The sequence below is a fragment of the Micromonospora cynarisoli genome (genome assembly GCF_030518815.1).
Classification (GTDB): Bacteria; Actinomycetota; Actinomycetes; order Mycobacteriales; family Micromonosporaceae; genus Micromonospora; species Micromonospora wenchangensis.
Genome location: NZ_CP130426.1, coordinates 2,663,751 through 2,687,657, shown reverse-complemented (window position 1 = coordinate 2,687,657; position 23,907 = coordinate 2,663,751). Strand labels below are relative to the sequence as shown.

Here is a 23,907-nt window from a genome sequence, read left to right as displayed (position 1 = left end):
TCACCCGCTGCGCCGACGCAGGGTCGCCGCCGCCAGCACCAGGGCCAGCACCGCCGCGCCGGCCACGATCGACACGTCCCGCCACATCAGGCCGGTCGGTGCGGAGTGCGCGCCGACCTCCTGGAGCGCCTCCACCGCGTACGACAGGGGCAGCGCGTCGCTGACCGCCTGGAGCCAGCCGGCCATCTGGTCGCGCGGCACGAACAGCCCGCACAGCAGCAGTTGCGGGGCGACCACGACCGGCATGAACTGCACCGCCTGGAACTCGGTGCGGGCGAAGGCGCTGCAGAACAGCCCCAGCGCGACGGCCAGCACCGCGTTGACCGCGGCGATCAGCACGACCAGCCCGGCGGACCCGGCGGTGGTCAACCCGAGCAGCCGGTACGCCGCCGCGGCGGCGACGGTCGACTGCACCGCCCCGGCCAGCCCGAACGCGATGCCGTAGCCGAACAGCAGGTCGAGCTTGCCCAGCGGGGTGGTGAGCAGCCGCTCCAGCGTCCCGCTGGTGCGTTCCCGCAGCATCGCGATGCTGGTCACCAGGAACATGATGATGAACGGGAAGAAGCCCAGCATCACCAGGGCGACCCGGTCGAAGGGGGACGGCTGGCCGGGCGGGGCCGGCTGGTCGGCGTACATGAAGTAGACCAGGGTGAGCAGCACCGTCGGCACCACCACCAGCAGCGCCACCGTACGCCGGTCGTGCCGCAGCTGACGCAGGATGCGCGCGGTGGTGGCGGCCAGGATCGTCGGGTTCACGCCGCCTCCCCGGTGCCCGTCGGGCCCGCCCCGGCGGCCCGGATCAGCCGCAGGAACGCCTCCTCCAGGTCGTCCACCCCGGTGGCGGCACGGACCGCGTCCGGGGTGTCGTCGGCGATCAGCCGGCCGTGGCGGATCAGCAGCAGCCGGTCGCAGCGGGCCGCCTCGTCCATCACGTGGCTGGACACCAGCAGGGTGGTGCCGGCGGCGGCCAGGGCGTGGAACCGGGCCCACAGGTCGGCCCGCAGCACCGGGTCCTGCCCGACGGTGGGCTCGTCGAGGACGACGAGTTCCGGCTCGCCGACCAGCGCGCAGGCCAGCGAGGCCCGGCTGCGTTGCCCGCCGGAGAGGGTGCCGACCAGTTGGCCGGCGGCGGCGGCCAGGCCGACGTCGGTGACCGCCGCGTCGGCGTCGGCGGTGCTGCGCCCCTGGAGGGTGGCGAAGTAGCGGGCGTTCTCCCGGACCGTCAGGTCGGCGTAGACGCTGGGGGCCTGGGTCAGGTAGCCGACCCGGCGGCGCAACTCGGCCGCGCCGGCCGGGTGCCCGAGCACGGTGACCGTGCCGGAGCTGATCGTCTGCACCCCGACGACGGCCCGCATCAGGGTGGTCTTGCCGCTGCCGCTCGGGCCGAGCAGCCCGGTGACCGAGCCGCGCGGCACCGTGCACCCGATGCCGTCCAGCACTCGTCGTCGACCCCTGTCGACGACGAGGTCGCGGACGGCGACGGCGTCGTCCATGGCACCTCCTGACGAACTCATCGCTTGTTGAAATCAACAGTAGTTGAATTCCTCGACGCCGCGCAACACTCCCGCCGGCCGGCGCTGCTCGAGGCGTACCGGGCGGGGTGCTGACCCGGACGACCCCACCCGCAGGAGGACTCGCAGCAGGCGCGGCTGCGGGAGGCGGTCCCCGTCGACGCGGTGGCCGGCGAGCGGTGTCCGGCTGCCGCGATGCGGACGGCCGGGCACTGGTCCATCGACCGACCGCTTCGCACACTAGCCTTCGGACCGGGCGCTAGCTTCCGGACCGGACAGGGAGTCCGCCTTCGGGCATTGCGCCCCGATCGGACCTACGGCACGATGGCGCGGTGGATCACGCTCCGTTGCCGGAGGCCGCCTTCCTGGCCGACTGGACCGACCGGCTGCGCGGGTCCGCCGAGCGCCCGGTGGTCGGGATCCTGCTGCGTGGCAGCCACGCCCGGCGGGCCGCCACCGCGTACAGCGACGTCGACCTCGACGTCCTGGTGAGCACGACCGGGCCCACCCCGGCGACGCCGCCGGGCGGGCCCGGCCCGTGCTGCGCACCCGAACAGGCCCGGGCGGCGGGCCGGTCCGCGCCGCCGGGGCCGCCGGGCCGGGCGGGCGGCGCGCGGCGCGGCCCGGTCGACCCACCGGGCGGGTCCACGCGCGGCCGGTGGCCGACCGGGACGCCGTACGACGCCCGCCGGGCCTACCTGGCCGAGGTCGACGGGCGGATCGTGCACGTGTCGGTGGCCGCCCGGGACGTCCGCACCTGGGTCGACCGGCTCGGCGAACCGGCCGACTGGGCGTTCGGGCTGCCGGTGACCACCCCCACCCGGCTGCTCTGGGCCGACCCGACCTGGCGTCGCCGGATCGACCTGCCGGTGCTCTGCCAGCCCGCCGACCAGCCCCGCCTGGAGGAACTGGTGGCCACCCTCGGCAAGGTGGCCGGGGCGCTGGCCGCCGACGACCCGCTCGGCGTCCGGCTGGCCGCCGCCGACCTGGCCCGGCTCTGCCCGTCCGTGCTGCGCCCGGCCAACCCGGGGGTGCGGGTGGCGTCCCGCCGGGCCGCCTTCACCGCCGCCCTGGACCTGCCGGTCGCGCCGCCGGGCTACCGCGACGACATGCTGCTCTGCCTGGGGGTACGCCCGGGCGGCACCGGCGAGGTCGGCGTGGCCGCCGCCCGCCTGGTCAGCGGGGTGCTCCCGCTGGTGCGCCCGTACGCCGACCGGGTCGCCGAGACCGCCGGCCCGGACCTCGCCCGCGCCCTGTGCGACGGCCGGCTGGAGCGGTACGTCGCCCAACTGTCCCGGGCGGTCGGGGACGGCTCGCAGGTGCCCGCGCCGCGTGCGGGACAATCGGTAACTGTGCCCGTACCTGACTCTTCCCCCCGCGACGGCGGACCCGGCGGCGCGGTCCGCCCCTCCCGTCTCGACCCGGCCGTCGCCGCCCGGCTGCGTCGCACCCCGGACGGCCTGGTCGCCGCCGTCGTGCGCCAGCACGACACCGGCGAGGTGCTGATGGTCGCCTGGATGGACGACGAGGCGCTGCACCGCACCCTCACCACCGGCCGGGCCACCTACTGGTCGCGTAGCCGGCAGGAGTACTGGGTCAAGGGCGCCACCTCCGGCCACCACCAGTACGTCCGCTCGGTGGCGCTGGACTGCGACGGCGACGCGCTGCTGGTCGGCGTGGACCAGGTCGGCGCGGCCTGCCACACCGGTGAGCGCACCTGCTTCTTCACCGAACTCCCGGTCACCTCCCCGGGGGGAGCGTCCTCATGACCGACGGTGCGCTCAGCCCCGATCTGGCGGGCTTCGTCGAGGCGGCGGCCCAGTGGCGGGTGGTGCCGGTGACCCGTCGGCTGCTGGCCGACGCGGAGACCCCGGTGGGGGTCTACCGCAAGCTGGCCGGCGGGCCGGGCACCTTCCTGCTGGAGTCCGCCGAGCAGGGCGTCGGCTCGGCCGGCATGGCCTGGTCGCGTTACTCGTTCATCGGGGTGCGCAGCAGCGCCACCCTGGTCGAACGGGACGGCGTCGCCCAGTGGACCGGCACCCCGCCGGCCGGGGTGCCGGTCTCCGGCGACCCGGTGCACGTGCTGCGGGAGACCGTCGCGGCGCTCGCCGGGGGGACGCCGGACCCGGCCGCCGGCCTGCCGCCGCTGACCGGCGGCATGGTGGGCTACCTGGGGTACGACCTGATCCGCCGGTTCGAGCGGCTGCCCGAGCTGACCGAGGACGACCTGGGGCTGCCGGAGCTGGGCATGATGCTCGCCACCGACCTGGTGGTGCTTGACCACTACGACGGGTCGGCGATCCTGGTCGCCAACGCGGTGCTGCCGCCGCTGACCGACCCGGACCGGGCCGAGCGGGTCACCGCCGCGTACCACCACGCGGTGGGACGGCTCGACGCGATGACCACCGCGTTGTCCCGACCGATTCCGCCCATGATCTCGACGGTGGGCCGGCCACCGGCCGGTGACGTGGTCAGCCGGACCCCGGACGGCGGCTACCCGAAGGCGGTCGAGGCGGCGAAGGAGGCGATCCGGGCCGGCGAGTGCTTCCAGATCGTGCTGGCCCAGCGGTTCGAGCGGGCCACCGACGCCGATCCGCTGGACGTCTACCGGGTGCTGCGGACGACCAACCCGAGCCCGTACATGTACCTGCTCCGCTTCGACGGGTTCGACATCGTCGGCTCGTCCCCGGAGGCGCACCTCAAGGTCAACGCCGACACCGACGGGCAGCGCCGGGCCATGCTGCACCCGATCGCCGGCACCCGGCCGCGCGGGGCCACCCCGGTGGCCGACGCGCGGCTCGCCACCGAGCTGCTGGCCGACCCGAAGGAACGCGCCGAGCACGTGATGCTCGTCGACCTGGGCCGCAACGACCTGGGTCGGGTGTGCCGGCCGGGCACCGTGCAGGTGCCGGAGTTCGCCACCATCGAGCGGTACAGCCACGTGATGCACATCGTCTCCACGGTGGTGGGCACCCTGCGCGACGACCGGACGGCGTTCGACGCGCTGGCCGCCACCTTCCCCGCCGGCACCCTGTCCGGGGCGCCGAAGGTGCGGGCCATGGAGATCATCGAAGGGCTGGAGCCGGTGCGCCGGGGTCTCTACGGCGGCACCGTGGGCTACTTCGGGTTCGGCGGCGACCTCGACATGGCGATCGCGATCCGCACCGCGCTGATCCGCGACGGCCGGGCGTACGTGCAGGCCGGGGCGGGTGTGGTGGCCGATTCCGATCCGGCCGCCGAGGACCAGGAGACCCGGAACAAGGCCGCCGCCGTGCTGGCCGCCATCGCCGCCGCCGAGACCCTGCGGCCGGCGCGGTGAGCGGCACCGGGGCCACCACGACGACGGCGACCGACGGCCCGTCGACCGGCCGGCGCGAGCTGACGTACGCGGTGCTGCTCTGCCTGGCCGGCGCTGGCCTGGCGGCGTGGGCGGCGACCCGGACCTGGTCGGTCGAGGTGCTCGCCCGGGGTGCGCTGCCGCCGAGCCGGCAGGAGCGTTCCGGGGCGGACCTGCTGCCGTGGCTGTCGGCGTTGGCGTTCGTCGCGTTGGCCGGCGGCGGCGCGGTGCTGGCCACCCGGGGACGGGTCCGGCGGCTGCTGGGTGGCCTGGTCACCCTGCTCGGCCTGGCGGTGGCGGCCGGTGGCGGCTACGGGCTGGTCGCCACCGGCGGCGGCGAGGCGCACCGGCAGTGGCCGGCGCTCTGCCTGCTCGGCGGGCTGGTGGCCGCCGGCGGGGGGCTGCTCACCGCACGGCGCGGCGCGGCCTGGCCGGCGATGGGCGCCCGCTACGAGCGGACGGTCCGCGCCGACGGCCCGGCCCGACCGGGCGGCCGGCCGATCGCCGGGGGGAGCAACCGGGAGGCGTGGGACGCGCTCGACCGGGGTGAGGACCCGACGGTCAGCTGACCGGGTGCGGCGCGCGGGCGGCCTGCCGGTCCCGGGTCGTGGCCCGGGTGGCGGCCAGCTCGGCGACCAGCCGGTCCAGGGCGGCGCGCTGGTCGGCGCGGGCCCGGTCGGCGCAGACCGCCTCCCAGGCGTTGCCCCGCGCGGTACGCACCCGGCCCTCGCCCACCACGACGCGTTCGACGGTGTGCACCACCTCGACGGCCAGCGAGGCGACGGTCCGGGAGATGGTGGTGAGTCCGATGCCGGCGTTCGGCCCCGCAGTGCTCATAGGTCACCCCGCACGATGAGATCCGATGGTGGGCAGGCGCATCGTCGAGTCTGCCCGACACCGATGCTGCCGGGTTCACGTTTCGCCCTGGTGACGGCCCGGTCAACGGCCCCCACCTGGGTGGCGGCGTCCTTCTTGAGCTTGGTCACAGCCGCCGGGTCCGACCGGTCGAGCTGCGCGCCGGGCCCGGACGTGATCTCATAGCGTATGGGCATCGATCGATGGTCCGGGGCGTTCCGGACGACGGGTGTCGATGACACCCACCGACGGGCCCGGTGGCGCTGCGTGACATTCCGTTCACCGGAGGTCCGGCATCATGCCACAGCCCATCTCGTGAGGAGCGCCATACCCCCGGCGTCTGTCGCCAGGTGGCGCCCCCTAGCATCGGCCCATGACACCCGGAGAGGGGAGTCCGTTGGTGACTGCTGAGCATGCGCACGCAGAGGGGGACGGGGCCGGTTCGGCGGCGTCCGGAAGCGTGCTCGACGAGATCCTGGCCGGCGTCCGTGAGGACGTGGCCCGGCGGCAGGAGCAGCTTCCGCTGGAGCGGCTGCGGGAACTGGCCGCCGCCGCGCCACCACCGCTGGACGCGTACGCGGCCCTGCGCAAGCCCGGCGTGGCCGTGATCGCCGAGGTGAAGCGTTCCTCGCCGAGCCGCGGCCGGCTGGCTGAGATCGCCGACCCGGCCGAGTTGGCCGGCGAGTACGCCTCCGGCGGCGCGCGGGTGATCAGTGTGCTGACCGAGGGACGCTGGTTCGGCGGTTCCCTCGACGACCTGGCGGCCGTGCGGGCCGCCGTGCAGGTGCCGGTCCTGCGCAAGGACTTCGTGGTCTCCAGCTACCAGGTGCACGAGGCGCGGGCGCACGGTGCCGACCTGGTGCTGCTGATCGTCGCCGCGCTGGAGCAGAACGCCCTGGTCGGGCTGCTGGAGCGGATCGAGTCGCTGGGCATGTGCGCGCTGGTCGAGGTGCACACCGAGGAGGAGGCCGACCGGGCCCTGGAGGCCGGCGCGCAGGTGATCGGGGTCAACGCCCGTGACCTGCGTACCCTGGAGGTCGACCGGTCGGTGTTCGAGCGGATCGCCCCCGGCCTGCCCAGCAGCGTCGTCAAGATCGCCGAGTCGGGCGTGCGGGGCCCGCACGACCTGATCCGGTACGCCTCGGCCGGCGCCGACGCCGTCCTGGTGGGCGAGGGGCTGGTCACCCAGAAGAGCCCCCGCGAGGCGGTCGCCGAGCTGGTCAACGCCGGGAACCACCCGGCCACGCCCCGCCCGACGCGCTGACCCGACGGGCAGATCCGCGCAGCGAGAGGACATCGCGATGAGCGAGCGATTCGTCACCGGCGACGCGACGGTGCGTCGGCGCGCGACCGGCCGGGGAGCGACGGCATGAGCGCCGGCGAGGCGGCCGAGCGGTTCCCCGACTCCGCCGGTCACTTCGGCCGCTTCGGCGGCCGGTTCGTCCCCGAGGCGCTGGTCGCGGCGCTCGACGAGCTGGACGCCGCGTACCGCAAGGCGATGACCGACGAGGAGTTCCTCGCCGAGTTCGACGCCCTGCTGCGCGACTACGCCGGCACCCCCTCGCTGCTGTACCCCGCCGAGCGGTTCTCCGCCAGGATCGGTGCCCGGGTGCTGCTCAAGCGGGAGGACCTCAACCACACCGGCGCGCACAAGGTGCGCAACGTGCTGGGCCAGGCGTTGCTCACCCGGCGGATGGGCAAGCGCCGGGTGATCGCCGAGACCGGCGCCGGCCAGCACGGGGTGGCCACCGCCACCGCCGCCGCCCTGTTCGATCTCGAGTGCGTGGTCTACATGGGCGAGGTCGACACCGAACGGCAGGCGCTCAACGTGGCCCGGATGCGGATGCTCGGCGCCACCGTCGTACCGGTGACCACCGGCTCGCGCACCCTCAAGGACGCGATGAACGAGGCGATGCGGGACTGGGTCGCCAACGTCGACGACACCCACTACCTGATCGGCACCGCCGCCGGCCCGCACCCGTTCCCGGAGCTGGTCCGGGACTTCGTGCGGGGCATCGGCGACGAGGCCCGCCGGCAGTGTCTCGACCTGACCGGCGCGCTGCCCGACGCGGTGCTGGCCTGCGTCGGCGGTGGCTCCAACGCGCTGGGCATCTTCCACGCGTTCGTCCCCGACACCGACGTGCGGCTGTACGGCTTCGAGGCCGGCGGCGAGGGCGTGGAGACCGGCCGGCACGCGGCCAGCATCACCGGCGGCAGCTCCGGAGTGCTGCACGGCACCCGCACCTACGTGCTCCAGAACGCCGACGGCCAGACCATCGAGTCGCACTCCATCTCCGCCGGTCTGGACTACCCCGGGGTCGGCCCGGAGCACGCCTGGCTGCACGACACCGGCCGGGCCCGCTACCGGCCGGTGACCGACGCCGAGGCGATGGCCGCGTTCGAGCTGCTCTGCCGTACCGAGGGGATCATCCCGGCGATCGAGAGCGCGCACGCCCTGGCCGGCGCGGTGCAGATCGCCCCGCAACTCGCCGCCGAACTGGGCCGGGAACCGGTCCTGGTGGTCAACCTCTCCGGTCGGGGCGACAAGGACGTGCACACCGCCGGCGAGTACTTCGGCATCCTCGACAAGGAGCAGTGAGACCGTGAGCCGGATCGGGGTGGCCTTCGACAAGGCCCGCGCCGACGGGCGGGCCGTCCTGGTCGGCTGCATGCCGGCCGGGTTCCCCACCGTCGACGGCAGCATCGCCGCGATGACCACGATGGTCGAGGCCGGGGTGGACGTCATCGAGGTGGAGATCCCCTACTCCGACCCGGTGATGGACGGCCCGGTGATCCAGAAGGCCAGCGACATCGCCCTGGCCGGCGGCGTCCGCACCGCCGACGCCCTGCGCATCGTCGAGGCGGTCGCGGCCACCGGCGCGCCGGTGGTCACCATGACCTACTGGAACCCGATCGAGCAGTACGGGGTGGACGCGTTCGCCAGGGACCTGGCGGCCGCCGGGGGCACCGGCCTGATCACCCCGGACCTGATCCCCGAGGAGGCCGGCGAGTGGCTGGCCGCCTCGGACGCGTACGGGCTGGACCGGACGTTCCTGGTCTCCCCGTCGTCGACCGACGCCCGGCTGCGGATGACAGTCGAGCACTGCCGGGGCTTCGTCTACGCCACCGCCATCATGGGGGTCACCGGGGCCCGGTCGCAGACCTCCGACGCCGCACCGGTGCTGGTGTCCCGGGTGCGGGAGGTCACCGAGTTGCCCGTCGGGGTGGGGCTCGGTGTCGGCACCGGCGCGCAGGCGGCCACCGTCGCCGGGTACGCCGACGGGGTGATCGTGGGCAGCGCGCTGATCCGCCGGCTGCTGGACGCGCCGGACCTCGACGCGGGGCTGGCCGCCCTGCGTACCCTCTCCGCCGAACTCGCCGAGGGCGTCCGCCACCCGGCCCGCTGACCTGCCCGCCCCGGCCACGGGCGATCGAACTCCAGGCCGGCGACGCTCGGGTTCCCCGACGGTGGGGTGCCGGCGTGCCGCCGACCGGGGTGGTGCGCGCGGATCACCGGGCCGGACCGGGGCGCGGCCGTTCGGACCGGGGCTCCGACCGGACCGGGGTGCCACGGCGGGCGTCCGCAGCGGTAGCCTGTGCACCCGTGACCCTCGTCTCGATGACGCCCCTGGCGGCGCTGCCCAGCCCGACCACCGCCGTCTGGCAGCTCGGGCCGGTCCCGCTGCGGGCGTACGCCCTCTGCATCGTCGCCGGCATCGTGGTCGCCTGCCTGGTGACCGAGCATCGGCTGCGCCAGCGGGGCGTCGCCCCCGGCGCGGTGCTCGACATCGCGGTGTGGGCGGTCCCGACCGGCATCATCGGCGCCCGGATCTACCACGTCGTCACCTCACCCGAGAAGTACTTCGGCACCGGCGGCGACCCGTGGAAGGCGTTCGCCATCTGGGAGGGCGGTCTCGGCATCTGGGGGGCCGTGGCCGGTGGCGCGGTCGGCGCCTGGATCGCCGCCCGGCAGCTCGGCATCCCGCTGACGGTGGTGGCCGACGCCCTGGCCCCGGGCCTGCCGCTGGCCCAAGCGGTGGGTCGGCTGGGCAACTGGTTCAACAACGAGCTGTACGGCGGGCGGACCACCCTGCCGTGGGGCCTGGAGATCCACCGGATGGACCCGGACAATCCCGGGCACGCGCTGCGCGACGACGCCAACCAGCCGATCCTGGAGCCCGGCCTCTACCATCCGACGTTCGCCTACGAGGCGCTGTGGAACCTCGGCGTCGCCGGCCTGGTGTTCGCCCTGGACCGGCGGTTCAAGCTGGGACGTGGCCGGGCCTTCGCGCTGTACGTGATGGGCTACACCGCCGGCCGGTTCTGGATCGAGCTGATGCGCACCGACGAGGCGAACCACATTCTCGGTCTGCGGCTCAACGTGTGGACCGCCGGCCTGGTCTTCCTCGGCGCGTTGGTCTACTTCCTGCGGGCGCGGGGCCCCCGCGAGTTCCTGATCCCGCTCGACGCCCCCGCTGCCGTTCCCGCCACCGACGCCGCCGGTGGCGACGTCTCCCAGGTCGACCTCGCCGCCACCGGGAAGGGGTCCCCGACGGCCGTCCCGGCGGGGTACCGGGTGGTCGACGAGGAGCAGTTCACCGCGTACCGGGAGAGCGGGGTGCTGCCCGACGCGGCCGACGGTCCGGCGGCCGACGACGGGGTCGACCGGCCGGAACCCGGTGACCCCCCTGCCGACACCGACGCCCGGTCCACCGGGGCCGACAGCGGCGACGAGCCCGCCGGAGCCGACCGGTCCGCCGGTGCCGCCGGCCGGTCCGCCGACCGGGACAGCTGAGCGGGCGCGGCATGCGCAGCGCGGTGGTGGTCGGGGCCGGCCTCGGCGGTCTGGCGGTGGCCGGCGCGCTGGCCCGCTCCGGGTGGCGGGTCACCCTGCTGGAACGGGCCGACCGGGTACGCCCCGAACCCACCGCCGTGGTGCTGTGGCCCAACGGGGTACGCGCGTTGCAGGTGCTCGGCATCGGTGCCGGCCTGGACGCCATCGCGACCCCGTTGCCCGACGGGGGTATCCGCCGCCCCGACGGTCACTGGCTGGTGCAGCCCCGGCCCACCCCGACCGACCGGATGCCGGTGGTCGTGCACCGGGAGGACCTGCACGACGCGCTGTTCGCCGGCCTCGGCGACCGGGTCGAGCTGCGCACCGGGGTCGCCGTGGACCGGGTCCGGGCGGACGCCGCCGAGCGGCCCGGGGTCGGCTGGAACGGCCAGTTCGTCGAGGCGGACCTGGTGGTCGCCGCCGACGGCACGGACAGCGTGCTGCGCCGCCAGCTCGCCCCCGAGGCCGCCGTGGTCAGCTCCGGCTGTGCCGCCTGGCGGGCGGTGATCCCCTGGTACCGGGCCCCCCTGCCGGCCGACCAGCCGGTCGGGGGCGAGGTGCTGGGCGCTGGCTACCGGTTCGTGGCCGCCTCGCTGGGGGAGCGCGGCTCCTCCGGGGCGTCCCGCCGGGGCGGCGTCTACTGGGTGGCGACCGCCGCCGGCGCGCCCCGGCCGGAGCCCCCGCAGACCCAGCTCGCCCTGCTGCAACGCTGGTACGCCGGCTGGCCCGCGCCGATCGGTGAGCTGCTGGCCGCCACCGAACCCGCCGACCTGGTGCAGCAGGAGATCCGTGAGCTGCGTCCGCTGCCCCGGGCGTACGGCTTCCCGGCCGGGCCGGGCGGGGTGGTGCTGCTCGGTGACGCCGCCCACGCCATGCCGCCGCACCTCGGGCAGGGCGCGTGCCTGGCGTTCGAGGACGCGGCCACCCTGTCGTCGCTGCTGCGCGAGTCCCGGCTCCCCGACGCCGTGCTGGCGTACGACCGGGTGCGGCGGCCCCGCGCGGCCACCGTGGTCCGGCAGACCCGGCGGATGTCGGCGGTGCTCCAGACCCGGGGCCGGCTGGCCCTGCGCGCCCGCGACGCGGCCCTCGGCACGATCACCCCCCGGCTGCTCTCCGGCGCTGCCGCCACCGCCGCCACCTGGCGTCCCCCCACCCCCTGACCCACCCACCCCGCTCTCTGCCTCCCGCCCTCGCCGCCTGCCTCGCCCTGCCGCCATCGGGCGGTGATCAAGAGGTTTGCGTCACGGTGAGCGCCCGAGGTGACGCAAACCTCTTGATCAACCCGCGAACCTCTTGATCACCTGAACGCCGGGTCGGGTCACGGCCGTGGCAGGGCAGCGCGGGGCCAGGGCGCGCCGGGCCGGGGTCAGATGAGGGCGGTGGGTTCGGCGATGCAGGCGGTGCCGATGCGGCGGAAGCCGACGCGCAGGTAGATCCGGGCGACGTCCTCGCTGCCGGCGGAGAGGAAGACCAGGTCGGTGCCGGCGGCGCGCAGGGTGCGGGCCAGGGTGGCGGTGACCGCGGCGGCGAGCCCCCGGCGGCGGGCGGCGGGCAGGGTGGCCACCCCGGCGATCTCGGCGACGTCGTCGACCCGCATCGCCATTCCGCTGGCGAGCACGCCGTCCTCCGGCGTCCAGGCGACCGCGGACAGCCGGCGGCCGGCGGCGATGGCGGCCCGCTCCTCGTCCAGCGCGGCCACGTCCAGCTCGGTCATCGCGGCGTCCCGGTCGGCCGGTCCGGCGTCGCCGGGGACGGTGCCGGCGGCGGAGAACCCGACCGCGGCGACCGCGCGCCGGGCCGCCACGTCGAGCGCGAAGCCGGGCGCGTCCGGGTCCAGCACCCGCACCGGTACGTCGGTGAGCGTCGCCGGGTCGGGCGGGGCAGCCTGCGGGTCGAGCACCATCAGCGGGGCCTCCAGCACGGCCAGGCCGGCGGCGCGGGCGGTGGCGAGCAGGTCCGGGGTGGTCTCGTGCACCCACTCGAACGCCTCGGGCAGGCCCAGCTCACGCTGCCGTTCCCGGACGGTGTGCAGGTCGGCCAGCGACGGGGGCGTGTCGGCGTCGAGGCGGGGGCGGGCATAGAACGGCCAGCCTGCCCCCTCCCGGGCGAACAGCACCAGACCGCCGTGTTCCTCGGCGCGGGCGGCGTCTCGGGGCACCGCGTCGTAGAAGCGTTCCAACCGGTCGAACAGGTCGCGGTGTGCAGGATCCACCGCGCGAGACTACACGTCCCAGAGTCTGGAAGGTGTGATCAATCTGCACTGGCCCTGCCCGGGTCGCCCTAACGTAGACTCAACAGACCGCCCAGGGCCGACGTCGTCCCGACCATGAAACAACCTGAGTGACGACAGGAGACCCGGTGGCCCTTCCGTACCCGCACAGCCCGCAGCCGGTCCCTTCCGCGACCGGTCTGTACGACCCGGCGCACGAGCACGACGCGTGCGGGGTGGCCTTCGTGGCCGACCTCTACGGGCGGCGCTCCCACGCGGTGGTGGCGAACGGCCTCGGCGCGCTCTGCCGGCTCGACCATCGTGGCGCCCGGGGCGCCGAGCAGAACACCGGCGACGGCGCGGGCATCATGATCCAGGTGCCGGACGCGTTCCTGCGCGCGGTGGTGGACTTCCCGCTGCCCCCGGCCGGCCAGTACGCCACCGGCCTGGTCTTCCTGCCCGACGACGACGGCGGTGAGGCCCGCGCCCGTCAGGTGGTGGAGAAGTACGCCCTCGTCGAGGGGGCCGAGGTGCTGGGCTGGCGCGAGGTGCCGACCGACCCGAGCGGCCTGGGCGAGACCGCGCTGGCGGCGATGCCCCGCATCCGCCAGCTCTTCCTGGCGGCGCACCGGCTCACCGACACCCCGGCCGGCCCGGCGGGCTCCCCGCTGTCCGGCATCGACCTGGACCGGGTGGCGTTCTGCGTCCGCAAGCAGGCCGAGCGGGAGACCGCCGAGCGGGGCGTGACCGCCTACTTCCCGTCGTTGTCGGCGCGGACGATGACCTGGAAGGGCATGCTCACCCCCGACCAGCTGCCGGAGTACTTCCCGGAGCTGACCGACGAGCGGGTCGACAGCGCGATCGCGCTGGTGCACTCCCGGTTCTCCACCAACACCTTCCCGTCCTGGCCGCTGGCCCACCCGTACCGGTTCATCGCGCACAACGGCGAGATCAACACGATCCGGGGCAACCGGAACTGGATGCAGGCCCGCGAGGCGCTGCTGCGCAGCCCGCACCTGCCCGGCAACATCCGCCGGGTGTTCCCGGTCTGCACCCCGGCCGCCTCCGACTCGGCCAACTTCGACGAGGTGCTGGAGCTGCTGCACCTGGCCGGCCGGAGCCTGCCGCACGCGGTGTTGATGATGATCCCGGAGGCGTGGGAGAACGATCCGGCGATGCGTCCGGACAAGCGGGCCTTCTACCGGTTCCACGCCAGCCTGATGGAGCCGTGGGACGGGCCGGCATCGGTCGCCTTCACCGACGGTGAGATCGTCGGGGCGGTGCTGGACCGTAACGGCCTGCGGCCGGGCCGCTGGTGGCGGACCACCGACGGGCTGGTGGTGCTGGGCAGCGAGGCGGGTGTGCTCGACCTCGACCCGGCCACGGTGGTCGCCAAGGGCCGCCTCCAGCCGGGCCGGATGTTCCTGGTCGACACGGTCAACGGCCGGATCGTCTCGGACGACGAGATCAAGACCGAGCTGGCCGCCGCCCAGCCGTACGACGAGTGGCTGCACGCCGGCCTGATCGACCTCGGTGACCTGCCCGCCCGGGAGCACGTGGTCTACACCCACGACTCGGTGCGCCGCCGGCAGCAGACCTTCGGCTACACCGAGGAGGAGCTGAAGATCCTGCTCGCCCCGATGGCCCGTACCGGGGCGGAGCCGCTCGGCTCGATGGGCACCGACACCCCGATCGCGCCGCTGTCGACCCGGCCCCGGTTGCTCTACGACTACTTCCACCAGCTTTTCGCCCAGGTCACCAACCCGCCGCTGGACGCGATCCGGGAGGAGTTGGTGACCAGCCTGGCGTCGACCATCGGTCCGGAGGGCAACCTGCTGGACCCGGGTGCGGCGAGCTGCCGGCAGATCGTGCTGCCCTACCCGGTGATCGACAACGACGAGCTGGCGAAGCTGCTCGACGTCGACGAGGACGGTGACCTGCCCGGCTTCAAGGCGGTCCGGGTCTCCGGGCTCTACCGTGTCCGTGACGGCGGGGCCGGCATCAAGGCCCGGCTGACCGAGATCTGCCGGCACGTCTCCGAGGCGATCGAGGACGGCGTGCGCATCCTGGTGCTGTCCGACCGGGACTCCAACGCCGACCTGGCGCCGATCCCATCGCTGCTGCTGACCGCGGCGGTGCACCAGCACCTGGTGCGGGAGCAGACCCGGACCCAGGTGGCGCTGATCGTGGAGTCCGGCGACTGCCGCGAGGTGCACCACGCGGCGGTGCTGATCGGGTACGGCGCGGCGGCGGTCAACCCCTACCTGGCGTTCGAGTCGGTGGAGGACATGATCGCCACCGGGGCGCTGGTCGGGGTGGAGCCGGGTAAGGCGGTCCGCAACTACGTCAAGGCGCTCGGCAAGGGCGTCCTCAAGATCATGTCCAAGATGGGCATCTCGACGGTGTCGTCGTACTGCGGGGCGCAGGTCTTCGAGGCCGTCGGCCTGGACACCCGCCTGGTCCACAGGTACTTCCGGGGGACGCCCAGCACCATCGGCGGGATCGGGCTGGCCGAGATCCACGCCGAGGTCGCGGCCCGGCACGGGCAGGCGTGGCCGACGCCCGGCACCACCGGCTCCGCCCGGCTGGAGGTGGGCGGCGAGTACCAGTGGCGGCGCGAGGGTGAGCTGCACCTGTTCAACCCGGAGACGGTCTTCCTGCTCCAGCACGCCACCCGCAGCCGCCAGTACGACGTGTTCCGCCGGTACACCGCCAGGGTCGACGAGTTGGCCGCGCAGGCCGGTTCGCTGCGCGGGCTGTTCACCCTGCGGACCGGGCTGCGCCCGGCGGTGCCGATCGAGGAGGTCGAGCCGGCCACCGAGATCGTCAAGCGGTTCGCCACCGGCGCCATGTCGTACGGGTCGATCTCGGCGGAGGCGCACGAGACCCTCGCCATCGCGATGAACCGCCTCGGCGGCAAGTCCAACACCGGTGAGGGCGGCGAGGACGTCGACCGGCTGCACGACCCGGCCCGCCGCTCGGCGGTCAAGCAGATCGCCAGCGGACGCTTCGGGGTGACGAGCGAATACCTGGTCAACGCCGACGACCTCCAGATCAAGATGGCGCAGGGGGCGAAGCCCGGCGAGGGTGGGCAGCTGCCCGGCAACAAGGTGTGGCCGTGGATCGCCCGCACCCGGCACGCCACCCCCGGCGTCGGCCTGATCTCCCCGCCGCCGCACCACGACATCTACTCCATCGAGGACCTCGCCCAGCTCGTGCACGACCTCAAGTGCGTCAACCCGGCCGCCCGGGTGCACGTCAAGCTGGTCAGCGAGGTCGGCGTGGGCACCGTCGCGGCCGGGGTCGCCAAGCTCAAGGCCGACGTCATCCTGATCTCCGGGCACGACGGCGGCACCGGCGCGTCCCCGCTCAACTCGCTCAAGCACGCCGGCACCCCCTGGGAGCTGGGCCTGGCCGAGGCGCAGCAGACGCTGCTGCTCAACAAGCTGCGCGACCGGGTCACCGTGCAGGTCGACGGGCAACTCAAGACCGGCCGGGACGTGCTGGTCGCGGCGCTGCTCGGTGCGGAGGAGTTCGGCTTCGCCACCGCCCCGCTGATCGTCGAGGGCTGCGTGATGATGCGGGTCTGCCACCTCGACACCTGCCCGGTCGGCATCGCCACCCAGAACCCGGTGCTGCGGGAACGCTTCACCGGCCGGCCGGAGTTCGTGGAGAACTTCTTCCTCTTCCTCGCCGAGGAGGTCCGGGGATACCTGGCCGAGCTGGGCTTCCGCAGCATCGAAGAGGCGATCGGGCGGACCGAGGTGCTCGACGTCGTACCGGCGATCGACCACTGGAAGGGCCACGGCCTCGACCTGACCCGCGTGCTGCACACCCCGGAACTGCCGGAGGGCACCGCCCGGCGGGGCATCCGCGCCCAGGACCACGGCCTGGAGCAGGCCCTGGACAACGAGCTGATCGCGCTGGCCGAGCCGGCGCTGCGCGACGGCAGCCCGGTCCGGGTGGAGGTGGCGGTGCGCAACGAGCACCGCAGCGTCGGCGCGATGCTCGGCGGCGAGGTGACCCGCCGGCACGGCGGCGCGGGCCTGCCCGACGACACCGTCGAGTTCGTGTTGCGCGGCACCGCCGGGCAGTCCTTCGGCGCGTTCCTGCCGCGCGGGGTGACCCTGCGGTTGCACGGCGACGCCAACGACTACGTCGGCAAGGGGCTCTCCGGCGGCCGGATCGTGGTCCGCCCGGACGCCGCCGCGCCGTTCGTCGACCCCGAGGCCACCGCCGGGCAGCGCGCCGAGGACCAGATCATCGCCGGCAACACCATCCTGTACGGGGCCACCGGCGGCGAGCTGTTCCTGCGCGGCCGGGTGGGGGAGCGGTTCGCGGTCCGCAACTCCGGCGCGGTGGCCGTCGTGGAGGGTGTCGGCGACCACGGCTGCGAGTACATGACCGGCGGCACTGTGGTGGTGCTCGGTGAGACCGGCCGCAACTTCGCCGCCGGCATGTCCGGCGGTACGGCGTACGTGCACCGGCTCGACACCGGCCGGGTCAACGCGGAGCTGGTCGACCTGTCCCCGCTGCGTGACGCCGAGCGGGAACTGCTGCACGACCTCGTGCAGCGGCACGTCGCCGAGACCGACTCGGCGGTCGGCGCGGAACTGCTCAAGCGCTGGCCGGAGGCGGTCGGGGAGTTCACGGCCGTGGTCCCGAGGGACTACCGCCGGGTGATGGAGATCATGAAGGCCGCCGAAGCCGCCGGCCGCGACGTCGACGACGCGGTCATGTCTGCGCTGACCGCGTCGGTGCCGCCCGTCCCGCGGGTGGTCGCCCAGGAGGTGGCTCGTGCCTGACCCGAACGGTTTCCTGCGCTACGAGCGGCGGTTGCCGGCCCGTCGACCGGTGGCGGTACGGATCACCGACTGGCGGGAGGTCTACCCGCCCGCCGGGGAGGAGCTGATCCGCGAGCAGGCCACCCGCTGCATGGACTGCGGCATCCCGTTCTGCCACGACGGCTGCCCGCTGGGCAACCGCATCCCGGACTGGAACGACCTGGTCCGCACCGGCAGTTGGGACGCCGCGGTCGACTCGCTGCACGCCACCAACAACTTCCCCGAGTTCACCGGCCGGCTCTGCCCGGCTCCGTGCGAGGCGGCCTGCGTGCTGGGCCTGGGCGGGCAGCAGCCGGTCACCATCAAGCAGGTCGAGGTGGAGATCGCCGACGCGGCGGTGGCCCGGGGCGGGCTGAACCCCCGCCCGGCGTCGGCGTCGACCGGGCGCTCCGTCGCGGTGGTCGGCTCCGGGCCCGCCGGGCTCGCCGCTGCCCAGCAGCTCGCCCGCGCCGGTCACGCCGTCACCGTGTACGAGCGGGACGACGCGATCGGCGGTCTGCTCCGCTACGGCATCCCCGACTTCAAGCTGGAGAAGCAGCACATCGACCGCCGGCTGGACCAGCTCGCCGCCGAGGGCGTGCAGTTCCGTACCGGGGTGAACGTCGGCGTCGACGTGACCGCCGAGGAGCTGCGGGCCCGGCACGACGCGGTGCTGCTGGCGTGTGGGGCGCTCCAGGGGCGGGACACCCCGGAGACGCCCGGTCGGCCGCTGCGCGGCGTCCACCAGGCGATGACCCACCTGGTCGCGGCGAACCGGGTGGTGGCGGCGGCCGGGGACGGCCGGCCCGCGCCGGCGGTGCTGCCCGACGGTACGCCGATCGACGCGGCAGGCAAGCACGTGGTGATCATCGGTGGTGGCGACACCGCCGCCGACTGCCTGGGCGTGGCCCACCGGCAGGGCGCGGCCGGCGTCCACCAGCTCGACCTCTACCCGGAGCCGCCGCACGGCCGCGACGCCGAGCGGGACCCGTGGCCGACCTGGCCGTGGGTGCTGCGCAACTACCCGGCGCACGAGGAGGGCGGGGAGCGGGTCTTCGCGGTGGCCGTGCAGGAGTTCGTGGACGACGGCACCGGTCAGGTCAGGGCCGTCCGGATCGCCGAGGTGACGGTGGAGCGGCGCGACGGTCGACGGATCGTCACCGCGCTGCCCGGCTCCGAGCGGGAACTCCCGGCCGACCTGGTGCTGCTGGCCATCGGCTTCGAGGGCACCGAGGAGCAGCCGCTGCTGGCCCAGTTCGGGGTGACCCGCAACGCCCGGGGCGCGGTCGACGCCCGCCCCGACTGGCAGACCGACGCCGACGGGGTGTTCGTGGCCGGGGACATGCACCGGGGGGCGTCGCTGATCGTCTGGGCGATCGCCGAGGGGCGGGCCGCCGCTGCCGCGATCCACTCCTACCTCGGAGGGGTGGGTGACCTGCCGGCCCCTGTCGACCCGGCCCGCCAACCCCTCGCCGCCCGCTGACCCTCGCCCGCCGCGCCCGGCCGGCTCACAGCCGCTTCTGCCGCGACCACCTGACCCGGCTCTGCCGTTGTGGTGTCCCGGGGCGTCGGAGCCAGCCCGCCGAGAGTGCATGTCATCACGGAGAGCGATATGCCTGACAGGCATAAATATGACTGTCAGGCATATCGCTCTCCGGAACCATCGTTCCGGGACGGCCCGACCCTGCCCCGACCAGAGCCGGCCCGACCGGCCCCGGACCCGGCCGGACCCCGAGCGGACCGGACCCGACCTCGGGCCGAAACCGGGCCGCGCCGAAACCGAGGCGCGCCGATACCCGCCCGGGTGTAGGAAGATGACTGCCGGTCCGGGCTGCCCGCGCCGGTGCCGGGGGCGGGCAGCCCGAACCGGGGTCGGTCAGCGCGCCAGTAGCTGGTGCGCCGCCCGGATCTGGGTCCACGACCTCGGCTGGGCCGGTGCGGTCGTGGTGCGGGTGGCGGCGGCCGGAGCGGGCCGGCCGGGGGTGAACAGCCAGGTGGTGAAGACCGGGTCCAGATCGAGGCCGGAGATCTGCTCGGCGAGGGCCTGGAACTGGCCGATGGTGCCGTTGCCGTACTGGTGGGCGGCGGTCCAGGCGGGCAGGATGCGGAAGAACGCGTCGTCGCCGACGGCCAGCCGGAGCTGGTGCAGGGCCATCGCGCCCCGGTCGTAGACCGCGTCGTCGAAGACCGCGCCGGCACCCGGGTCACCCGGCAGCACCTGCCAGAAGCCGTCGTCGGCGGGGTAGTTGGCGTAGGTGAAGTCGAACAGTTCCTGCGCGGTGCCCTCGCCCTGCGCCTCCGACCAGAGCCACTCGGCGTACGAGGCGAAGCCCTCGTTCAGCCAGATGTTGCTCCAGTTCGCCACCGAGACCGAGTCGCCGAACCACTGGTGGGCGTTCTCGTGCACCACCACGTACGGGTTGCTGCCGCGTCGCCAGAAGCCGGGCCCGTACACCGGGCGGGTCTGGGTCTCCAGGGCGAAGCTGAGGCTGTCGAGCGGCGCGGCCACGCCCCCCTGCGCCTCGAACGGGTACGGCCCGAAGATGCCGCTCTCCCAGTCGACGACCTCGGCGGTGCGTTCGATGCTGGCCCGGGCGGCCGGCTTCCGGTCGCCCAGCGTAGTGCTGTAGGCGTTGATGACCGGCTGCCCGTTCGGGGCGGTGTCGGTGACGATGTCGTACTGGCCGATCGCCAGGAACGCCAGGTAGGTGGCGCCGGGCTTGGTGCTGCGCCAACCCCACCGCATTCGGTTGCCGGCCTCGGCCAGCGGGGGCCGGGGCTGCACGCCGTTGCTGATCACCTCGACGCCGTCGGGCACCGACACCGAGATGTCCCAGGTGGCCTTGTCCAGCGGGTGGTCGTTGGAGGGGAACCACCACCAGGCCGACTCGGGCTCGTTGACGGCGAGCGCGCCGTCGACGGTGCGGGTCCACCCGGAGTAACCGTCGACCAGGGTCTCCGACGGCACGCCGGAATAGGTGACCACGACGGTCATCGCCTGACCGGTGGTGATGCCGCGCGGCGCGGTCACCACCAGCTCGTGGACGCCCTCCCGGGCGAACCGGGCGGTCCATCCGTTGACCCGTACCGACTCCACGTCGAGCAGGAAGTCGAGGTTGAACCGGGAGAGGTCCTGGGTGGCGGTGGCCAGGATGGTGGTGGTGCCGCTGAGCCGGTCGGTGGCCGGCTCGTAGCGCAGCCGGACGTCGTAGTGGTCGACGTCGTAGCCACCGTTGCCGTAGTCGGGGAAGTAGGGGTCGCCGAGGCCGGGGCTGCCGGGTTTCGGGGCGGCCGAGACCGCGACCGACCGGCTCTTGCCCGGTCGGGCGTCGGCCTGGCCGGGGGCACCGGTCACCAGGGTGCCGGCGGTGGTGACGGTCAGGGCGGCGATGGCCGCCGTGAAAACACGTCGCACGGGGTGGACTCCCTCCATCGGGGTGTTCGCACCGACAACCTAATCGACGGCGGTGGAATAGTCCGCCCCGGATGGTGGCCGCGCCGACCGGGCCGGCCGGGTGACCGGCGGCATCCCACCGGACACCCCCGGTTGCCCCCGTCGTCGACAATGGGAGCCCTCTCTGGACCCTGTCGGCGGCGGAGGTGCCCGCATGCGCGAACCGGTGACCCCGCCGCCGCCCCGGCCCCCCACCGTGGACGGCCCCCCGGCCGGTGGCACCGAACTGCTCGCCCTGCTCACCCGGCTGCTGCGCCGGCCGCGTCGGGGCGACCGCCGGCTGCCCGTGCTCTGGCTGGTCCGGGCCGCCACCGGCGGTGACCCGGGGGGCCTGCTGCGCCGCTTCGTCGGGCGGGGCGCAGGCCGCCGGGTCCCGCACGCCGTCCTCGACCTGGCCGCCCGCCCCGACCTCGCCGACGTCCCGGCGGTGCTGCGGGAACTGCACAGGCAGTTGTCGCTGGAGGCGTTCGGGGCGGCCCGGCTGCGGTTCCGGCACCACCCGCTGGCCGACTGGCTGATGCAGCAGACGCTCGACGTGGGCGTCGACGCCGCCGACAGCGGCCGGGCCACCCTGGTCCGCCGGCTGCGCGACTGGCGTGGCCGGCGTCCCGTCGAGGAGCCGCAGGTCAGCGGGGAGTCGGGGGTCGGCACGGCGCTCCAGGTGCTGCTCTGGCTGCTGCGCCGGGCGGTGCCCAGCGCGGTGTTCCGGATCGCCGTCTCCGGCCGGGTGCCTGTCGTCGGCGGCCACTACCGGTGGTTCATGCGGCAGCAGTACCTCGCCCCCCGCCAGTCGGTGACGTTCCTCGGGTTCGCCGAACGGCTCACCGCCGGCTGGCGCGACGGCGAACAACCCGCCCAGGTGGACAAGCTGCTGCTGCACGCGTTCCTGGAGGACCTGCGGCAGGCGTACCGGCGACGGGTGTGGCGGCCCGGGGACTGGCGGCGCACCGCGTACCCGGTGCTGCTGCTCGACGGGGTGGACGCCGACGGCGTCGGGCACACCCTGGTCCGGCTGCTCACCGACGTGCGCAACGAGACCGGACGCAACGACCCGCTGCTGGTGGTGGCCCTGGCCACCGCGCCGCCGCCGGAACTACCCGGCACCCGCCCGCTGCGCGAGGCGGACGACGCCTACGACGAGTGGGCCGAGGCGCTGCCCGAGACGCGGCGGCTGCGGCGTTCCGCCGCCTGGCTGGTGGCGCTGCGCCCGGACGACGAGGACCCCGTCCCGCCACCGGGTGCCGTCCCGCCCGCGCTCGTCGCCCCCGACCCGCCGTGGTGGGCGCGGCGGTTCCTGCCGGCGGCGGTGGCCGTGGCCCTGCTGGCCGGGGTGGGCGTGTGGGCGGACAGCCGGTGGACGCTGGACTGTCATCCGACGCCCACCGGCCAGGTGCGGGTGCAGGTGACCGCCGGGGAGTGCGTCGGCTACAGCGACACCGCCGCCCAGGTGTTCAACGGCGAACCCGGCCAGGAACGGCTGCGCGCGGTGCAGCGGCGGATTTTCGCGCAGAACCGGGCCGCCGAGGAGGTGTGGCGGCGCAGCGACCGGCGGCGGCCCTACCTCACCCTGGTCTACCTGGGCACCCTCACCGGCAACCGGACCCGGGCCGACGAGGAGTCCTACGTCTCCGAACGCGAGGAGTTGGAGGGCCTGGCCACCGCCCAGTACGCCCTGCTCAAGGAGTCCGCGGCGGCCGACGGGGCGGCCCTGCTGCACGTGGTGGTCGCCAACGGGGGCCGGCAGATGCGTCACGCCGGGCCGGCGGTGGCGATGCTGGAACGGCTGGCCCACGACGACCCGACCGTGCTCGGGGTGGTCGGGCTGGTGGAGAGCCGCACCAGCACCGCCGCGGCGGTGCGCGAACTCAACCGGGTCGGCCTGCCGGTGCTCGCCCCCACCCTGTCGGCCGACCGGATGGACGGGAACTCCAGCCTCTACCTCCAGATCTCCGCGCCCAACTCGGCGCAGGCCGCGATGATCGAGACGTACGCCCGGCAGGTGCTGCGGGTGACCGAGGCACACGCCTACTACACCACCGGCGAGGACAGCTCCCTCACCGAGGACCTCTACGTCGGCACCCTGGTCGACGGGCTGCGCCAGCGGTTCGGCAGCCGGCTCACCCGGCTCGACGAGTGGCGTACCGGGCGTCGGTTGACCGCCGAGTGCGGCTACCGGGGGGTGCTGCTGTTCGCCGGGCGCTGGTCGGAGTTCGACGGGTTCCTGCGGGCGTTGAAGGAGTGCGGCAACGACCCGCCCCGGCACCTCGTCGCCGACGACTCGGTCAACCGCTACATGGCCAACCCGGGGCTGCGGGCCAGTGCCCCGGGCAACCTGCCGGTGACGTACGTGTCGAAGGCGGCGCTGGCCACCTGTGCCGCGCTGCGGGCCGCGCAGGCCGCCCGGGACGACGCCCGGGGCAGCTTCCTGACCTGGGTCGGCGCCGACGACCTGCTCGACCCGCCGCGCTGCCGCGACGGTGCCGGCGCATCCGTCGGCGAGCGGGTCAGCCTCGCCTACGACGCGGCGATGATGATGGTGCGGGCGCTGGAGAGCCTCGCCGCCCGGCTGCGGCACGCCGACACCGGCCGGCGCTGGGAGCCGCGCTCGGTCAACCCGGTCGGCGTGCACGCCGAGGTGCTGCGGCAGAACGCCGCCGCCGGCTACCCGGGGGTCGCCGGGGTGATCCGGTACGCTCCCGACTCGGGCGAGCCGGTCGCCAAGCGGCTGGCGTTGCTGCGGGTGGTCCGGGTGCCGGACGTGGCCGCCGAACCGGTCGAGGTGTTCCACTGTGGCGCCGCCGACAGTGGACCCGACCCGGGCTGCCGACCGGTCTGACCCGTGGGCGGGTCGTGCGTCCGGGTGCGCCGGGGCGCTAGGGTTCCC

16 protein-coding genes and 1 pseudogene are annotated in these 23,907 nt (G+C 74.6%); 12 read left to right on the top strand and 5 right to left on the bottom strand.

Annotated elements, in window-relative coordinates; all coding sequences use genetic code 11:
* Together Q2K16_RS10965 and Q2K16_RS10960 are read right to left on the bottom strand one after the other, a co-directional pair.
* A complete protein-coding gene (locus Q2K16_RS10965) occupies positions 1-756 on the bottom strand; it encodes an ABC transporter permease (RefSeq protein WP_302745177.1) in 756 nt (251 codons plus the stop codon).
* Positions 753-1,493, bottom strand: a complete 741-nt coding sequence (locus tag Q2K16_RS10960) for an ABC transporter ATP-binding protein (protein WP_302745176.1) — start codon at positions 1,491-1,493, stop codon at positions 753-755. Before Q2K16_RS10960 ends, Q2K16_RS10965 begins: the two co-directional genes overlap by 4 nt.
* 350 nt (positions 1,494-1,843) lie before the next feature.
* Here Q2K16_RS10960 and Q2K16_RS33205 point away from each other — a divergent pair.
* The 4 genes and pseudogenes from Q2K16_RS33205 to Q2K16_RS10945 all read left to right on the top strand — a co-directional run.
* Positions 1,844-2,683: pseudogene (locus Q2K16_RS33205) on the top strand (hypothetical protein); the annotation flags it as partial.
* Positions 2,684-2,830: 147 nt separating this feature from the next.
* On the top strand, positions 2,831-3,280 hold the full coding sequence (gene hisI / locus Q2K16_RS33200) for a phosphoribosyl-AMP cyclohydrolase (RefSeq protein ID WP_489671911.1): 450 nt from the start codon (positions 2,831-2,833) through the stop codon (positions 3,278-3,280).
* Entirely contained in the window at positions 3,277-4,830 is a 1,554-nt protein-coding gene (locus Q2K16_RS10950; RefSeq protein WP_302745174.1) for an anthranilate synthase component I, read from the top strand. Before hisI ends, Q2K16_RS10950 begins: the two co-directional genes overlap by 4 nt.
* Positions 4,827-5,417 (top strand): Trp biosynthesis-associated membrane protein, encoded by a 591-nt coding sequence (locus Q2K16_RS10945; protein WP_302745173.1) that lies wholly within the window; start codon positions 4,827-4,829, stop codon positions 5,415-5,417. The genes Q2K16_RS10950 and Q2K16_RS10945 overlap by 4 nt, the downstream gene beginning before the upstream one ends.
* Here Q2K16_RS10945 and Q2K16_RS10940 read toward each other — a convergent pair.
* Entirely contained in the window at positions 5,410-5,685 is a 276-nt protein-coding gene (locus Q2K16_RS10940) for a hypothetical protein (RefSeq protein WP_302745172.1), read from the bottom strand. The two genes, Q2K16_RS10945 and Q2K16_RS10940, sit on opposite strands and share 8 nt — an antisense overlap.
* 478 nt (positions 5,686-6,163) lie before the next feature.
* Between Q2K16_RS10940 and trpC the strand changes: the two genes are divergently transcribed.
* The 5 genes from trpC (at position 6,164) to Q2K16_RS10915 (ending at position 11,697) form a co-directional block, all read left to right on the top strand.
* On the top strand, positions 6,164-6,967 hold the full coding sequence (gene trpC / locus Q2K16_RS10935) for an indole-3-glycerol phosphate synthase TrpC (RefSeq protein ID WP_302746435.1): 804 nt from the start codon (positions 6,164-6,166) through the stop codon (positions 6,965-6,967).
* Between the two features lie 105 nt (positions 6,968-7,072).
* Positions 7,073-8,302: a tryptophan synthase subunit beta gene (gene trpB, locus Q2K16_RS10930; RefSeq protein WP_302745171.1), complete on the top strand. Its 1,230-nt coding sequence runs from the start codon at positions 7,073-7,075 to the stop codon at positions 8,300-8,302.
* Between the two features lie 4 nt (positions 8,303-8,306).
* Positions 8,307-9,110 (top strand): tryptophan synthase subunit alpha, encoded by an 804-nt coding sequence (trpA, locus tag Q2K16_RS10925; RefSeq protein ID WP_302745170.1) that lies wholly within the window; start codon positions 8,307-8,309, stop codon positions 9,108-9,110.
* Positions 9,111-9,307: 197 nt separating this feature from the next.
* Positions 9,308-10,498 carry a prolipoprotein diacylglyceryl transferase gene (gene lgt, locus Q2K16_RS10920; RefSeq protein ID WP_302745168.1) on the top strand — a complete coding sequence of 397 codons (1,191 nt, stop codon included), beginning with the start codon at positions 9,308-9,310 and terminating at the stop codon, positions 10,496-10,498.
* Between the two features lie 11 nt (positions 10,499-10,509).
* On the top strand, positions 10,510-11,697 hold the full coding sequence (locus Q2K16_RS10915; RefSeq protein WP_302745167.1) for an FAD-dependent oxidoreductase: 1,188 nt from the start codon (positions 10,510-10,512) through the stop codon (positions 11,695-11,697).
* A gap of 206 nt (positions 11,698-11,903) precedes the next feature.
* Here Q2K16_RS10915 and Q2K16_RS10910 read toward each other — a convergent pair whose 3' ends face one another.
* Positions 11,904-12,749 carry a GNAT family N-acetyltransferase gene (locus Q2K16_RS10910; RefSeq protein WP_302745165.1) on the bottom strand — a complete coding sequence of 282 codons (846 nt, stop codon included), beginning with the start codon at positions 12,747-12,749 and terminating at the stop codon, positions 11,904-11,906.
* 146 nt (positions 12,750-12,895) lie between these two features.
* Here Q2K16_RS10910 and gltB point away from each other — a divergent pair, with 146 nt between their 5' ends.
* Together gltB and Q2K16_RS10900 are read left to right on the top strand one after the other, a co-directional pair.
* Positions 12,896-17,551: a glutamate synthase large subunit gene (gene gltB / locus Q2K16_RS10905; RefSeq protein WP_302745163.1), complete on the top strand. Its 4,656-nt coding sequence runs from the start codon at positions 12,896-12,898 to the stop codon at positions 17,549-17,551.
* Positions 17,544-19,052, top strand: a complete 1,509-nt coding sequence (locus Q2K16_RS10900) for a glutamate synthase subunit beta (RefSeq protein WP_302745161.1) — start codon at positions 17,544-17,546, stop codon at positions 19,050-19,052. Before gltB ends, Q2K16_RS10900 begins: the two co-directional genes overlap by 8 nt.
* 393 nt (positions 19,053-19,445) lie before the next feature.
* Here the strand turns inward: Q2K16_RS10900 and Q2K16_RS10895 are convergent, their stop codons facing one another.
* Positions 19,446-20,984 carry a M1 family metallopeptidase gene (locus Q2K16_RS10895; RefSeq protein WP_302745159.1) on the bottom strand — a complete coding sequence of 513 codons (1,539 nt, stop codon included), beginning with the start codon at positions 20,982-20,984 and terminating at the stop codon, positions 19,446-19,448.
* 193 nt (positions 20,985-21,177) lie between these two features.
* Here Q2K16_RS10895 and Q2K16_RS10890 point away from each other — a divergent pair, with 193 nt between their 5' ends.
* Positions 21,178-23,859, top strand: a complete 2,682-nt coding sequence (locus Q2K16_RS10890; protein WP_302745158.1) for a type 1 periplasmic-binding domain-containing protein — start codon at positions 21,178-21,180, stop codon at positions 23,857-23,859.
* Positions 23,860-23,907 lie beyond the last annotated feature (48 nt).